This window comes from Streptomyces sp. JJ66 (assembly GCF_019303495.1).
In the GTDB taxonomy this organism is placed as follows: Bacteria; Actinomycetota; Actinomycetes; order Streptomycetales; family Streptomycetaceae; genus Streptomyces.
In genome coordinates, this window is record NZ_JAEVFI010000029.1 from 17465 (window position 1) to 31775 (window position 14311).

General features: G+C 72.2%; 13 protein-coding genes. 11 read left to right on the forward strand and 2 right to left on the reverse strand.

Going from position 1 to position 14311, the window contains the following annotated elements:
- Positions 1-137: 137 nt before the first annotated feature.
- The 5 genes from argC to JJV70_RS18620 all read left to right on the forward strand — a co-directional run bounded on the left by argC (position 138) and on the right by JJV70_RS18620 (position 5197).
- Positions 138-1166 (forward strand): N-acetyl-gamma-glutamyl-phosphate reductase, encoded by a 1029-nt coding sequence (argC, locus tag JJV70_RS18600; RefSeq protein WP_219049153.1) that lies wholly within the window; start codon positions 138-140, stop codon positions 1164-1166.
- Positions 1167-1376: 210 nt separating this feature from the next.
- Entirely contained in the window at positions 1377-2528 is a 1152-nt protein-coding gene (gene argJ, locus JJV70_RS18605) for a bifunctional glutamate N-acetyltransferase/amino-acid acetyltransferase ArgJ (protein WP_219049154.1), read from the forward strand.
- Between the two features lie 22 nt (positions 2529-2550).
- Entirely contained in the window at positions 2551-3471 is a 921-nt protein-coding gene (gene argB, locus JJV70_RS18610; protein ID WP_219049155.1) for an acetylglutamate kinase, read from the forward strand.
- Positions 3468-4667: an acetylornithine transaminase gene (locus JJV70_RS18615; protein WP_219049156.1), complete on the forward strand. Its 1200-nt coding sequence runs from the start codon at positions 3468-3470 to the stop codon at positions 4665-4667. The genes argB and JJV70_RS18615 overlap by 4 nt, the downstream gene beginning before the upstream one ends.
- Positions 4668-4669: 2 nt before the next feature.
- On the forward strand, positions 4670-5197 hold the full coding sequence (locus JJV70_RS18620; protein ID WP_219049157.1) for an arginine repressor: 528 nt from the start codon (positions 4670-4672) through the stop codon (positions 5195-5197).
- 100 nt (positions 5198-5297) lie between these two features.
- On the opposite strand, the gene JJV70_RS18625 is transcribed toward JJV70_RS18620, so the two are convergent.
- Positions 5298-5882 carry a pyridoxamine 5'-phosphate oxidase family protein gene (locus JJV70_RS18625; protein ID WP_219049158.1) on the reverse strand — a complete coding sequence of 195 codons (585 nt, stop codon included), beginning with the start codon at positions 5880-5882 and terminating at the stop codon, positions 5298-5300.
- A gap of 121 nt (positions 5883-6003) precedes the next feature.
- On the opposite strand from JJV70_RS18625, the gene JJV70_RS18630 reads away from it, so the two are divergent.
- From JJV70_RS18630 to JJV70_RS18650, 5 genes are all read left to right on the forward strand, one after another.
- The gene (locus tag JJV70_RS18630) at positions 6004-7200 is read left to right on the forward strand and encodes an argininosuccinate synthase (RefSeq protein WP_219049159.1); all 1197 of its coding nucleotides are present in this window, start codon (positions 6004-6006) and stop codon (positions 7198-7200) included.
- Positions 7201-7351: 151 nt separating this feature from the next.
- A complete protein-coding gene (argH, locus tag JJV70_RS18635) occupies positions 7352-8794 on the forward strand; it encodes an argininosuccinate lyase (protein ID WP_219049160.1) in 1443 nt (480 codons plus the stop codon).
- 78 nt (positions 8795-8872) lie between these two features.
- On the forward strand, positions 8873-9844 hold the full coding sequence (locus JJV70_RS18640) for an aldo/keto reductase (RefSeq protein ID WP_219049161.1): 972 nt from the start codon (positions 8873-8875) through the stop codon (positions 9842-9844).
- A 124-nt stretch (positions 9845-9968) separates the two neighbouring features.
- Positions 9969-10565, forward strand: a complete 597-nt coding sequence (locus tag JJV70_RS18645) for a TetR/AcrR family transcriptional regulator (RefSeq protein ID WP_219049162.1) — start codon at positions 9969-9971, stop codon at positions 10563-10565.
- Positions 10562-12073 (forward strand): MFS transporter, encoded by a 1512-nt coding sequence (locus JJV70_RS18650; protein ID WP_219049163.1) that lies wholly within the window; start codon positions 10562-10564, stop codon positions 12071-12073. The genes JJV70_RS18645 and JJV70_RS18650 overlap by 4 nt, the downstream gene beginning before the upstream one ends.
- Positions 12074-12208: 135 nt before the next feature.
- On the opposite strand, the gene JJV70_RS18655 is transcribed toward JJV70_RS18650, so the two are convergent.
- Positions 12209-12895, reverse strand: a complete 687-nt coding sequence (locus JJV70_RS18655) for a 1-acyl-sn-glycerol-3-phosphate acyltransferase (RefSeq protein WP_219049164.1) — start codon at positions 12893-12895, stop codon at positions 12209-12211.
- A 246-nt stretch (positions 12896-13141) separates the two neighbouring features.
- Between JJV70_RS18655 and JJV70_RS18660 the strand changes: the two genes are divergently transcribed.
- The gene (locus JJV70_RS18660) at positions 13142-14302 is read left to right on the forward strand and encodes a glycerophosphodiester phosphodiesterase (RefSeq protein WP_219049165.1); all 1161 of its coding nucleotides are present in this window, start codon (positions 13142-13144) and stop codon (positions 14300-14302) included.
- Positions 14303-14311 lie beyond the last annotated feature (9 nt).

Sequence of the window (14311 nt, forward strand, 5' to 3'; positions counted from 1 at the left end):
TCCGCTCCCGTCCCCACCCGCGCCGGGTGGCCGTCCCCCGCCTGCGGCACGGCCACCCGGCGCGGAAGTACCGTACTGGAAAGCATTGCATAAAACTGCCTTGCTCCGTATGGTCATGCTATCGAGAAGGAGGAGCGATGGCGGTAAGCGTTGCGGTGGCGGGAGCCAGTGGGTACGCGGGCGGTGAGCTGCTCAGGCTGCTGGCCGGGCACCCCGAGGTGCGCCTCGGGGCGCTGACGGCGAACTCCAACGCCGGGCGGCCGCTCGGTGAGGTGCAGCCGCAGCTCACGCCGCTGGCTGACCGGGTACTGCGAGCCACCGACGTCGAGACGCTGGCCGGGCACGACGTGGTGTTCCTCGCGCTGCCGCACGGGCAGTCCGCCGCGGTGGCCGAGCAACTGGGCGAGGACGTGCTCATCGTGGACTGCGGCGCTGACTTCCGCCTGGCCGAGGCCGACGCCTGGAACCGCTTCTACGGCACCCCGCACGCCGGTACCTGGCCCTACGGCCTGCCCGAGCTGCCCGGGGCCCGGGACGCGCTGCGAGGGACCCGGCGTATCGCGGTCCCCGGCTGCTACCCGACGGCCGTCTCGCTCGCGCTGTTCCCCGCCTACGCGGCCTCGCTCGCCGAGCCCGAGGCCGTGATCGTGGCCGCCACCGGAACCTCCGGGGCAGGCAAGGCGCTCAAGCCGCATCTGCTGGGCAGCGAAGTCATGGGCTCGATGAGCCCCTACGGCGTGGGGGGCGGGCACCGGCACACCCCGGAGATGGCGCAGAACCTCAGCGCGGTGGCGGGGGAGCCGGTCAGCGTCTCCTTCACGCCCACGCTCGCGCCGATGCCGCGCGGCATCCTGGCCACCTGCTCGGCGAAGGCCCGGCCCGGCGTCACCGCGGAAGCGCTGCGCGAGGCGTACGCCAAGGCGTTCGCCGACGAGCCGTTCGTGCGGCTGCTGCCAGCCGGCCAGTGGCCCGCCACCGCCCACGTCGTGGGTGCCAACGCCGCGCACGTGCAGGTCGCGTTCGACGCGGACGCGGGCCGCGTCATCGCCGTCAGCGCTATCGACAACCTCACCAAGGGCACCGCTGGCGGCGCGGTGCAGAGCATGAACATCGCCCTCGGGCTGACCGAGGAGCTGGGCCTTTCCACGATCGGGGTGGCCCCATGAGCGTCGCACGCGCGACCGCCGGGCCGCAGCCGGAGACGATGGCCGCGCCGTTGATCCCTCCTTGCCCGCCCACGGGCAGGAGCGGCCCAGCGGGCGGAGAAGCGAACGGAGAGAAGCTGTGAGCGTCGCACGCGCAACCGCCGGGCCGCAGCCGGAGACGATGGCCGCGCCGCTGAGTTGCGCGGGCGGAGAAGCGAACGGAGAGAAGCTGTGAGCGTGACGGCGGCGAAGGGGTTCACGGCGGCGGGTGTCGCGGCCGGGATCAAGGAGAGCGGTGGCCCGGACCTCGCGCTAGTCGTGAACACGGGGCCGAGCCAGGCCGCTGCGGGGGTCTTCACCAGCAACCGCGTGCAGGCCGCGCCGGTGCTGTGGACGCGGCAGGTGGTCTCCGGCGGCCGGGTCTCCGCCGTCGTGCTGAACTCCGGCGGCGCCAACGCCTGCACCGGCCCGCTGGGGTTCCAGGACACGCACGCGACGGCCGAGGAGGTCGCCGGGGTGCTCGGGCACAGCGCGGGCGAGGTCGCCGTCGCCTCCACCGGGCTGATCGGCGTCCGGCTGCCCATGGACAAGCTGCTGCCCGGCGTGCGCACGGCCGCCGACGCGCTGTCCGCGCACGGCGGGGAGAAGGCGGCTATCGCCATCAAGACCACCGACACCGTGCACAAGACCGCCGTCGCCGAGGGCAGCGGCTACGTCGTGGGCGGTATGGCCAAGGGCGCGGGCATGCTGGCGCCGGGCCTGGCCACCATGCTCGTCGTCCTCACCACCGACGCCGACGTGCCCGCCGGGCAGCTGGACGCCGCCCTGCGGGCCGCCACCCGCACCACGTTCGACCGCGTGGACTCCGACGGCTGCATGTCCACCAACGACACCGTGCTGTTGCTCGCCTCCGGCGCCTCCGGGGTGATTCCGGAGGCCGACGAGTTCGCCGAGGCCGTCCGTACCGTCTGCGACGACCTGGGCCAGCAGCTGATCCGGGACGCCGAGGGCGCCTCCAAGGACATCCGGATCGAGGTGGTGAACGCCGCCAGCGAGGACGAGGCCGTCACCGTCGGCCGCACCATCGCCCGCAGCAACCTGCTCAAGTGCGCCCTGCACGGCGAGGACCCCAACTGGGGCCGGGTGCTCTCCGCCATCGGCACCACCGACGCCACCTTCGAGCCAGACCAGCTGAACGTCGCCATCAACGGCGTGTGGGTGTGCAAGAACGGCTCCGCCGGCGAGGACCGCGAGCTGGTGGACATGCGCTACCGCGAGGTGCGCGTCACCGCCGACCTCGCGGCCGGTCCGCACGCGGCCGTGATCTGGACCAACGACCTCACCGCCGACTACGTCCACGAGAACAGCGCCTACTCCACCTGAACCGCTTCGAATCGCTGAGGTCATGAGCACTCGCAAACACACCGCCCTGCCCAAGGCCCGCACCCTCATCGAGGCGCTGCCCTGGCTCACCCGCCACCACGGCAAGACGGTCGTCATCAAGTTCGGCGGCAACGCCATGGTGGACGAGGAACTCAAAGCCGCGTTCGCCCAGGACGTGGTCTTCCTGCGGCACGCCGGGCTGCGCCCCGTGGTCGTGCACGGCGGCGGCCCGCAGATCAGCGCCCAGCTGGAGAAGCTGGGCCTGACCTCCGAGTTCAGGGCCGGTCTGCGCGTGACCACGCCGGAGACGATGGACGTGGTGCGCATGGTGCTGGCCGGGCAGGTGCAGCGCGAACTCGTCGGCCTGCTCAACCGGCACGGCGCGCTCGCCGTCGGCATGACGGGTGAGGACGCCCACCTGATGACGGCCACCAAGCGCTGGGCCGACGTGGACGGCGAGCGCGTGGACATCGGCCGCGTCGGTGACGTCACCGCCATCGAGACCGGTGCCGTGCGCGCCCTGCTGGACGACGGGCGCATCCCGGTCATCTCTTCCATCGCCCGCAGCGCCGACGACCACCACGTGTACAACGTCAACGCCGACACCGCCGCCGCCGCGCTCGCCGCCGCGCTGAAGGCGGAGACGCTGATGGTCCTCACCGACGTCGAGGGCCTGTACGCGGACTGGCCGCACAGCGACGACGTGATCAGCAAGCTCACCGTCAGCGAGCTGGAGAAGCTGCTGCCCGGCCTGGCCAGCGGCATGGTGCCCAAGATGGAGGGCTGCCTGCACGCCGTGCGCGGTGGCGTGCGTACCGCGCGCGTCATCGACGGCCGGGTGCAGCACGCGATCCTGCTGGAGATCTTCACAGACGAGGGAATCGGCACGATGGTCGTCCCCGACGGCGCATCCGCCGGGGACGCGGAGGGGGAACTGGCATGAGCAACGCCGCACTCACCCAGCGGTGGCAGGGCGTCCTGATGGACACTTACGGCACGCCCCGCATCCCGCTCACCCGAGGCGAGGGCACGAAGCTGTGGGACGCCGACGGCAAGGAGTACCTGGACTTCGTCGGCGGCATCGCCGTCAACGCGCTGGGCACCGGGCACCCGGCCGTCGTCCGCGCCGTATCCGATCAGGTGGCCACCCTCTCCCACGTCTCCAACCTCTTCGTGGCCGAGCCGCCCGTGGCGCTGGCCGAACGGCTGCTGGAACTGGCCGGACGGCCGGGCGCGGTGTACTTCTGCAACTCTGGCGCGGAGGCGGTCGAGGCCGCCGTCAAGATCGGCCGGCGCACCGGACGCCCGCACATGGTGGCCACCGAGGGAGGCTTCCACGGCCGCACCATGGGCGCGCTCGCGCTCACCGGGCAGCCGCAGAAGCGAGAGCCGTTCCGCCCGCTGGCCGGGGAGGTCACCCACGTCCCGTACGGTGACGTCGAGGCGCTGCGCGCGGCGGTGACCAAGGAGACCGCGTTGTTCGTCGTCGAACCCGTACAGGGGGAGAACGGTGTCGTCGTCCCGCCCGTGGGTTACCTCGCCGCGGCCCGCGAGATCACCCGCGCGACGGGCACCCTGCTCGTCGTGGACGAGATCCAGACCGGCATCGGCCGTACCGGCCACTGGTTCGCCAGCCAGGCGCAGGGCGTCGAACCGGATGTCATCACCCTCGCCAAGGGCCTCGGCGGCGGCCTGCCGATCGGCGCGACGCTCGCCTTCGGTGCGGCGGCCCGGCTGCTGACACCCGGTCAGCACGGCTCCACCTTCGGCGGCAACCCGGTGGCGTGCGCGGCGGGCCTCGCCGTCCTGGACACCCTCGCCGCCGACGGTCTGCTCGGTCACGTGACGCGCGTCGGCGCCCGACTGCGCGAGGGGATCGGGTCGGTGCGCCACCCGCTGATCGACCGGGTACGCGGCGCCGGGCTACTGCTGGGTATCGTGCTCACCGAACCGGCCGCCGCCGGTGTCCAGCGGGCGGCTCAGGACGCGGGTTTCCTGGTGAACGCCGTCGCCCCGGACGTCATCCGGCTGGCGCCGCCGCTCATCGTCAGCGACGGCGAGGCGGACGCCCTGATCCGCGCGCTCCCCGCGATCCTTGACGCGGCCGATCCAGCACCGTCCCGACGAGCCGGAGAGTGACGATGAGCGAGGAGCAGGTGAACGGCCAGTCCGTTCCGCAGACGCGGACGGCCCGGCACCGGCGGATCGTGGACATCCTCGGCCGGCAGCCGGTGCGTTCGCAGAGCCAGCTGGCCAAGCTCCTCGCCGACGACGGCCTGTCCGTCACCCAGGCCACGCTCTCCCGCGACCTCGACGAGCTGGGCGCGGTGAAGATCCGCAACACCGGGGGCGAGCTGATCTACGCCGTCCCCGGCGAGGGCGGCGACCGCACGCCGCGTGCGCCGCTGGGGGAGTCGGCGAGCGAGGCGCGCATGGCGCGGCTGGCCGGGGAGCTGATGATCTCCGCGGAGGCGTCCGCGAACCTGGTCGTACTGCGGACCCCGCCGGGCGCGGCGCAGTTCTTCGCCTCCGCGATCGACCAGGCCGGGGTGCACGAGATCATCGGCACGATCGCGGGTGACGACACGCTGCTGCTGATCAGCCGTTCCCCGGACGGGGGCCAGGCCCTGGCCGACCACCTGCTGCGCCTGGCCCAGCGCAACCGCTGAGCCCCAGCCCCTTTCCCCGAAACCGGTTCCCCGAAACCGGGTGGTGACCCCGGCCCCTGGTCGCTGTCCCGCCGCGCGGGTGCGTCGTCTCCGGCCCGGCTCAGGGGCTCGGCGGGAGCGGCAGCGGCAGGCCCGGGAGGCCGTCGAGGCTGGTGGCGACGTGCTCCTTCTTCGCGAAGTACGCGTCCAGCGTGGCGTCCGTCTCGCGCGCGAAGCGCGACCCGTGCAGCGTCCGGTCCTCGTCGTAGGTCATGAACGGCACCGCGTAGCCGCAGGTGTCGCGGATGAGCTCCGCGTGGACGACGATGATCGCTCGCAGCCCGTGCTGGGTGGCGTCGATGCCGGGGAAGCGTTCCAGCAGCTGGGGGAAGCGCGGGTCGTCGCGAAACACCGGCTCGCCCCGCCCGTGCACGCGCACGATGTTCGGCGGCCCGGAGAACGCGCACCACATCAGGGTGATGCGCCCGTTCTCGCGCAGGTGGGCGACGGTTTCCGCGTTGCTGCCCGCGAAGTCGAGGTAGGCCACCGTCAGCTCGTCCAGCACGGCGAGCGAGCCGCGCAGGCCCTTGGGCGACAGGTTGACCGTGCCGTCACAGGCCAGCGGGGCCGTCGCGGTGAAGAAGACCGGCTGCTCCTCGATGAAGGTCCGCAGCCGTTCGGATATGCGGTCGTGTGTTTTCCCCATGGGGCCAGCATGACCGCAGGCGAACGGACGGGCCGCGGCGGGGTGACGGGTCCGCGTTGACGAACCATACGGAGGGATGCATACTTATACCTGTCGCCGTATGGATCGTAAGGAGAATCCCGTGACCGAGCGCGTCGTACTCGCCTACTCCGGCGGCCTGGACACCTCCGTCTGCATCGGCTGGATCGCCGAGGAGACCGAGGCCGAGGTCGTCGCCGTCGCCGTGGATGTCGGTCAGGGCGGAGAGGACCTGGACGTCATCCGCAAGCGCGCGCTCGACTGCGGGGCCGTCGAGGCCGAGGTCGCCGACGCCAGGGAGGAGTTCGCCGACGAGTACTGCCTCCCCGCCCTGAAGGCCAACGCCCTCTACATGGACCGGTACCCGCTGGTCTCCGCGCTCTCCCGGCCGGTGATCGTCAAGCACCTGGTGGCCGCCGCCAAGAAGCACGGCGCGACGACCGTGGCGCACGGCTGCACGGGCAAGGGCAACGACCAGGTCCGGTTCGAGGCCGGGATCTCCTCGCTGGCCCCCGAGCTGACCTGCATCGCCCCGGTACGGGACTACGCCATGACGCGGGACAAGGCGATCGCGTTCTGCGAGGAGAAGAACCTCCCGATCGCGACGACGAAGAAGTCCCCGTACTCGATCGACCAGAACGTCTTCGGACGGGCCGTGGAGACCGGGTTCCTGGAGGACATCTGGAACGCGCCCATCGAGGACGTCTACGAGTACACCGAGAACCCGGCCACCCAGCGTGCGGCCGACGAGGTGGTCATCACCTTCAAGGAGGGCGTGCCGGTCGCGATCGACGGTAAGCCCGTCACCGTCCTGCAGGCGATCCAGCAGCTCAACGAGCGGGCCGGGGTGCAGGGCGTGGGCCGGATCGACATGGTCGAGGACCGGCTGGTGGGCATCAAGTCGCGTGAGGTGTACGAGGCGCCCGGTGCCATCGCGCTGATCACCGCCCACCAGGAGCTGGAGAACGTCACCGTCGAGCGGGAGCTGGCGCGTTACAAGCGCCAGGTCGAGCAGCGGTGGGGCGAGCTGGTCTACGACGGCCTGTGGTTCTCCCCGCTCAAGCGCGCGCTGGACGGCTTCATCAACGAGGCCAACGCCCACGTGAGCGGCGACATCCGGATGACGCTGCACGGGGGCCGGGCCGTCGTCACCGGGCGGCGCTCGGAGGCGTCGCTGTACGACTTCAACCTGGCCACCTACGACAGCGGCGACACTTTCGACCAGTCGCTGTCCAAGGGCTTCATCGAGATCTTCGGCATGTCCAGCAAGATCGCCGCCAAGCGGGACCTGGCGCAGTAACCTGCGCTCCGGGCCCCGCCCGGGCACACCACCGCCGTCCCGCCCCGCTGCCGTGGGCGGGACGGCGGCGTCACACCCCACGGCCGGACACCACCGTCCGCCAGCGGCAGGCCCGTTCGAGCAGGTACGCACGCAAGGAGCGAAGAGAGCGATGAGCAACGGCGCGGCACAGGGCGAAAGCGGCGACCTGCGGCTGTGGGGCGGCCGGTTCGCCGACGGGCCGTCCGAGGCGCTGGCCAAACTCAGCGCCTCCGTCCACTTCGACTGGCGTCTCGCCCCCTACGACATCGCCGGGTCCCGCGCCCACGCCCGCGTGCTGCACGGCGCCGGGCTGCTGACCGCCGACGAGCTGGAGCGCATGCTCGCCGGGCTCGACCGGCTGGAGGCCGACGTCGCCGACGGCGGCTTCACCGGCACCCTCGCCGACGAGGACGTGCACACCGCGCTGGAGCGCGGCCTGCTGGAGCGGATCGGCCCGGACCTGGGCGGCAAGCTGCGCGCCGGACGCTCGCGCAACGACCAGGTGGCCACCCTGTTCCGCATGTACCTGCGCGACCACGCCCGGATCATCGGCGGCCTGCTCACCGACCTCCAGGAGGCGCTGACCGGGCTCGCCGAGGCCCACCCGGACGTCGCGATGCCCGGCCGCACCCACCTCCAGCACGCCCAGCCGGTGCTGTTCGCCCACCACGTGCTCGCACACGTGCAGGCGCTCGGCCGCAACGCGGAGCGGCTGCGGCAGTGGGACGAGCGCACCGCCGTCTCGCCCTACGGCTCCGGCGCGCTGGCCGGGTCCTCGCTCGGCCTGGACCCCCGCGCCGTCGCCGCCGATCTCGGGTTCGAGCGCGGCTCGGCGGCCAACTCCATCGACGGCACCGCCTCCCGCGACTTCGTCGCCGAGTTCGCCTTCGTCACCGCCATGATCGGCGTCGATCTCTCCCGCATCGCCGAGGAGGTCATCATCTGGAACACGAAGGAGTTCTCCTTCGTCACCCTGCACGACGCCTTCTCCACCGGCTCCTCGATCATGCCGCAGAAGAAGAACCCGGACATCGCGGAGCTGGCGCGCGGCAAGTCCGGGCGGCTCATCGGCAACCTGACGGGGCTGCTGGCCACGCTCAAGGCCCTGCCGCTGGCCTACAACCGCGATCTGCAGGAGGACAAGGAGCCCGTCTTCGACTCCTGCGACCAGCTGGAGATCCTGCTCCCCGCCTTCACCGGCATGATGGCCACGCTCACCGTCCACCGCGAGCGCATGGCCGAGCTGGCCCCGGCCGGGTTCTCGCTCGCCACCGACGTGGCCGAGTGGCTGGTCAAGCAGGGCGTACCGTTCCGCGTCGCGCACGAGGTGGCGGGGGAGTGCGTCAAGGAGTGCGAACGCACCGGCGTCGAGCTGGACGAGCTGAGCGACGAGCAGTTCGCCGCGATCTCCGCGCACCTGACACCCGAGGTGCGCGGCGTGCTGAACGTGCCCGGCGCGCTCGCCGCCCGCAGCGGCCGGGGCGGCACGGCACCGAGCGCGGTGGCCGACCAGCTCGCCGAGGTGAAGGCCGATCTGGTGAAGCAGCGCGAGTGGGCGAACGCGAAGGGGTGAACCGCGCGGCGCGCTGGGTACGGTGGGCGTCCGACCGCCACCAGACCGCCCACCGCTGACCGCTCAGGGGAGCCTGTGATGCCGTTCGCCCGCCTGGCCGCCGCGACCACCCCCACCGCCCACATCGGGCTCGGCCTGGCCGCCGTGGGCCGTCCCGGTTACCTCACCCTCGGCCGGGACCGTGATCTCCCGGCCGAGCGCACGGTGGACGCCCTGCGCGAGCGCACCCACGAACTGCTGGACGCCGCCTACGCGCAAGGCGTCCGCTACATCGACGCCGCCCGCTCCTACGGGCGCGCCGAGGAATTCCTCGGCGCCTGGCTGGACGCCCACCCCGAGGCCGACGACCTGGTGATCGGCAGCAAGTGGGGCTACACCTACACCGCGAACTGGCGCACCGAGGCCGACGTGCACGAGGTCAAGGAGCACAGCCTCGCCATGTTCGAAAGCCAGCGCGCCGAGACCGACGCGCTGCTCGGCCGCCACCTGGACCTCTACCAGATCCACTCCCTCACCCCCGACAGCCCGGCCCTGCGGGACACCGCGCTGCACGAGCGACTGGCCCGGCTCGCGGACGAGGGCGTGTCCGTCGGCTTCTCCACCTCCGGTCCCGGCCAGGCCGACGCGATCCGCGCCGCGCTGGAGGTGCGCGTCGGCGGCGAGCCCCTGTTCCGTTCGGTGCAGGCGACGTACAACGTGCTGGAGCCGTCGGCCGCGCCCGCGCTGGCCGAGGCGCACGACGCGGGGCTGACGGTGATCGTCAAGGAGGCGATGGCCAACGGCCGTCTCGCGCCGGACGCCGCCCCCGAGGTGGTGCGCGGGATTGCCGACGCGGTGGGCGCGGGCTGCGACGCGGTCGCCCTGGCCGCGGTGCTGCGGCAGCCCTGGTCGTTCGTGGCGCTGTCCGGCTGCGTGACGGCGGAGCAGCTGTTCAGCAACCTGCACGCCGTGACGGTGGACCTCACCGACGAGCACCTGGCCACGCTCGTGGAGCTGGCCGAGGAGCCGCAGGCGTACTGGTCCCGCCGCGCGGAGCTGCCCTGGGGCTGACCGGCTGGCCGTTAGCCCGCTCCCGCGTATGTGCCCCAGGCCCGCACCCTACGCGTGGTCCCCCACGCGGTGAGACATCCCCAGCAGTGAGACGTGAATGTCTCATATGAGTTACCGTTGTCTCATGACTGTGGACCGGGACCAAGTGCTGAAGGCCGCAGCGGAGCTGCTGTCGCGGAAGGCGACGGCACCGATGGACGAGATCGCCCGCGCCGCCGGGATCAGCCGCGCCACCCTGCACCGGCACTTCGCCGGCCGGGAGGCGCTGGTGTTCGCCCTCGGTGACCTGGGCGTCCGGCAGATCGAGGACGGGCTCGAAGCGGCCCGGATCGAGGAGGGCCCGCCGCCGGACGCGCTGCGGCGGCTGGTGGCGGAGGCGATGCCCGTGGCCGGGTTCCTCGCCTTCCTCTACGGCGAGAACCAGCTCTACGAGCCCGGCCAGCCCGACCCCGGATGGGCGCGGATCGAGGAGCGCGTGGGCGCGCTGGTCCGCCGGGGTCAGGAACAGGGCGTCTTCCGCCGTGACCTGTCACCCGACTGGCTCACTGACGCGCTCTACGCCCTCGTCGCCGCCTCCGGCTGGTCCGTCCAGGACGGCCGCATGGCGCCGAAGGAGGCCCCGCGCATGGTCGCCGAACTGCTGCTCGGCGGGGTACTCGAAAGATCAGAAAAGCCCGGAAGGCTCGAAAAGCCTGAAAGGACCGAAAGGAAGGCCCCGTGACCACGCCTGGCGCGAGCCGCTGGGTCGCGCTCGCTGTCCTCGCCCTCGCGGTGCTGCTCGTCGGCATCGACGCGACCGTGCTCGGTCTGGCGATGCCGTTCCTCAGCGAGGACCTGAACCCCTCCAGCACCCAGCTGCTGTGGATCGGCGATGTCTACTCGTTCGTCATCGCCGGACTGCTGGTCTCTATGGGCAGCCTCGGGGACCGCATCGGCCGCAAGAAGCTGCTGCTGACCGGGGCCGCCGTCTTCGGTGCCGTCTCCGTACTGAACGCCTACGCGCACAGCGCCGAGGCGATGATCCTGTGGCGCGCCCTGCTCGGTGTCGCTGGTGCGACGCTGATGCCCGCCACGCTCGCCCTGATCCGCAACCTCTTCCACGACCCGCGCGAACGCAGCCTGGCCGTGGGCATCTGGGGTGCCATGGCCTCGGCGGGTGCGGCCGTCGGCCCGGTCGCCGGCGGTTTCCTGCTGGAGCACTTCTGGTGGGGCTCGGTCTTCCTGATCAACCTGCCGGTGATGGCCGTGCTCGTCGTCGTGGGCGTCAAGGTGCTGCCGGAGTCCCGGAACCCGCAGCCGGGACCGTGGGACCTGCCCAGCGTGGTGCTGTCGATGGCGGGCATCGTCGGCGTCGTCTACGCGGTCAAGGAAGCGGCGGCGTACGGCTCGCGCTGGGACGTCTACCTCGCCGGCGCGGTGGGCGCGTTCGCCCTGGCCACGTTCGTCCGCCGCCAGCTGCGGCTGGAATACCCGCTGCTGGACATGCGGCTCTTCCGCAGCCGTGGCTTCTCCGGCGCGGTACTCGCGGACCTGCTCACCATCCTGGGGCTGTCCGGGCTGGTCTTCTTCCTGTCCCAGTTCCTGCAGATGGTGCAGGGACGCAGCCCGCTCCAGGCCGGTCTCGCGGAGCTGCCCGCCGCGCTCGGTGCGGTGGTGGCGGGCCTGGCGGCCGGTACGGTCGCCCGCCGCGCCTCGGTGCGGTCGGCCGTCGGCGGCGGGCTCGCGGCCGTCGGCCTGGCGCTGGGCGCCTGCCTGTGGCTGGACCAGAACACCGGGTACGGGCTGCTCGGCCCGGTGCTGCTCGTCGTCGGCATCGGTGCGGGCCTGTCCTTCACCGTCACGGCTGACGTCATTCTCTCCAGCGTGCCCAAGGAGCAGGCGGGTGCGGCCTCGGCGGTCTCCGAGACGGCCTACGAGCTGGGCGCGGCGCTCGGCATCGCGCTGCTGGGATCGATCGTCACCGGCGTCTACCGAGGCTTCGCGGTGCCGCGGGGCGTGCCGTCCGAGGTGGCCGACTCCGCGCACGCCTCGCTGGGCGGCGCGGTCGAGGCGGCGTCGAACCTCCCGGCGGAGGTGGGTAACCAGCTCCTCGCGGCGGCCCAGGCCAACTTCACCGACGGCCTGCGCTCGGCCGCCACCGTCGGCGCGGCCGTACTCCTCACCGCCGCCGCTGCCGCCTGGTACCTGCTGCGCGACCAGTACCTGTCGGACATCCCGGAGGAGGAGTGAGCGGAACCGGCCCTTGAGCCCGCGTGAGTGGCCTCCCGGTACCGGGTTCCGCCCCCACGACAAGCTCCCAGCCGGTGGCTCGCGTACGGCGCGTGGCGCGGCGGAACCACGGGTCAAACCGCCCGCCGCGCACGGCTACGCCGCCGCCTTGGCCTTCGTGGCGTACATGTCCACGTACTCCTGGCCCGACAGGCACATGACCTCGCTCATCACCTCGTCGGTCACCGCGCGCAGCACGTAGCGGTCGCGGTCCATGCCCTCGTAGCGCGAGAAGTCCAGCGGCTCACCGAACCGCACCGTGATGCGGCGGCCACCGCCGAGGCGGGGCAGGCCCTTGCCGCCCGGCTGTACCTGGTCGGTGCCGATCATCGCGAACGGCACCACCGGAGCGCCGGTCATCAGGGCCAGCCGGGCGATGCCGGTACGGCCACGGTAGAGGCGGCCGTCGGGGGAACGGGTGCCCTCGGGGTAGATGCCGAAGACCTGCCCCTCCTCCAGCACCCGGCGCCCGGTCATCAGCGCGGCCACCCCGCCCCGCCCACCGTCCCGGGCGACGGGGACCATGCCGACGCCGGTGAAGAACCAGGCCATCAGGCGCCCTTTGAGGCTGGTGCCGGTGACGTACTCGTCCTTGCCGATGAAGAACACCTGCCGGTCGGTGACCAGGGGCAGGATCATCGAGTCGATGAACGTGAGGTGGTTCCCGGCCAGAATCACCGGCCCTTCAGCCGGGATGCGCCCGGCGCCCTCGATCCGCGGCCGGAACAGCAGGCGCAGCAGCGGACCGAGAACCGCCTTGATCAGAAGGAAACGGCCCCTCACTGGGATTCAGCCTCCGTGGTGTGTGAATGGCGCGGCCCGCGCCGGACCAACGACGATACCCGTGCCCGGGTACCCCTGATACGCGCGGGTAACCACGTGCGGCCGTGGGCTACCGTAGCGGACTCGTGTTTCCGCCGTGTTCCGCCCCGCGTCTCCCGTCGGACAGCCGGTCACGTCTACGCTTCGGGCCGTCAGTCCGTCAGGCACCGGACGCCCGTGCGACGTCCGGCGGAAAGGGAGAGGTCCATGGCACATCAGCAACGGCCCGGGCGCAGAGCGGTTCTCGGTGCGACGGCGCTGGGCGCGGCGGGCGCGGTGACGCTCGGCGCGCCGGGCACCGCGCAGGCGGCAGCGGGGGAGGGGTACGGACGGTGGCCGGGCAGGCCGGGGCGGCTGCCGGTACCGGCGGTCATCGCCCACCGGGGGGCCAGCGGCTACCGTCCCGAACACACCATGGGCGCCTACGAACTGGCCCTGGACCTGGGAGCCGACGTCATCGAGCAGGACCTGGTGCCGACCAAGGACGGCCACCTGGTGTGCCGGCACGAGAACGAGATCGGCGGCACCACCGACGTCGCCGAGCACGCCGAGTTCGCCGACCGCCGCACCACCAAGACCATCGACGGCCAGGCCGTCACCGGGTGGTTCACCGAGGACTTCACGCTCGCGGAGCTGAAGACGCTGCGCGCCGTCGAGCGCATCCCGCGCCAGCGGCAGCACAACACCCTCTACAACGGCCGCTGGGACGTGCCGACTTTCGCGGAGGTGCTGGACTGGGCCCGCGAGCAGGGCCGCAGGCGCGGGCGCCCGGTGTGGCTGCACGTCGAGACCAAGCACCCCAGCTACTTCCGCGCCCTGGGGCTGGGTCTGGAAGAGCGGCTGGCCCGGCAGCTGCGCCGCCACCGCCTGCACCGGCGCGATGCCCCGGTGTTCGTGCAGTCCTTCGAGCCGAGCAGCATCCAGCGCATGGCCCGCCTGGTGGACACCCCGGGTGTGGTGCTGCTGTGGACGGCCGACTGGCGTCCGTGGGACTTCGAGGAATCCGGCGACCCGCGCACCGTGGCCGACCTGATCACCCCCGAGGGGCTGGACTGGATCGCCTCCTTCGCCCACGGCATCGGCCCGACGCTGGAGCTGGTCATCCCCCAGCGCGCCGACGGCACCCTGGGCGAGCCGACCTCCCTGGTGCGCGACGCACACGCCCGTGACCTGGTGGTGCACCCCTACACCCTGCGCAACGAGAACAGCTTCCTGCCCGCCGGGTTCCGGCGCGGCGAGGACCCGAACGCCTACGGCGACGCCTTCGGCGCGCTGCGCGCCTACTTCGCCACCGGCATCGACGGGATCTTCGCCGACCAGCCCGACACCGCCCTGCTCGCGGCCGCCGACCACCGCCGCCGCCGCTGAGCCCCGGCC

What these genes read in the sequence shown, in the direction of transcription:
- argC (WP_219049153.1), top strand. Translation starts at nt 138, where the DNA reads ATGGCGGTAAGCGTTGCGGTGGCGGGAGCCAGTGGGTACGCGGGCGGT.
- argB (WP_219049155.1), top strand. Translation starts at nt 2,551, where the DNA reads ATGAGCACTCGCAAACACACCGCCCTGCCCAAGGCCCGCACCCTCATC.
- JJV70_RS18615 (WP_219049156.1), top strand. Translation starts at nt 3,468, where the DNA reads ATGAGCAACGCCGCACTCACCCAGCGGTGGCAGGGCGTCCTGATGGAC.
- JJV70_RS18620 (WP_219049157.1), top strand. Translation starts at nt 4,670, where the DNA reads ATGAGCGAGGAGCAGGTGAACGGCCAGTCCGTTCCGCAGACGCGGACG.
- JJV70_RS18625 (WP_219049158.1), bottom strand. Translation starts at nt 5,882, where the DNA reads ATGGGGAAAACACACGACCGCATATCCGAACGGCTGCGGACCTTCATC.
- argH (WP_219049160.1), top strand. Translation starts at nt 7,352, where the DNA reads ATGAGCAACGGCGCGGCACAGGGCGAAAGCGGCGACCTGCGGCTGTGG.
- JJV70_RS18640 (WP_219049161.1), top strand. Translation starts at nt 8,873, where the DNA reads ATGCCGTTCGCCCGCCTGGCCGCCGCGACCACCCCCACCGCCCACATC.
- JJV70_RS18645 (WP_219049162.1), top strand. Translation starts at nt 9,969, where the DNA reads ATGACTGTGGACCGGGACCAAGTGCTGAAGGCCGCAGCGGAGCTGCTG.
- JJV70_RS18660 (WP_219049165.1), top strand. Translation starts at nt 13,142, where the DNA reads ATGGCACATCAGCAACGGCCCGGGCGCAGAGCGGTTCTCGGTGCGACG.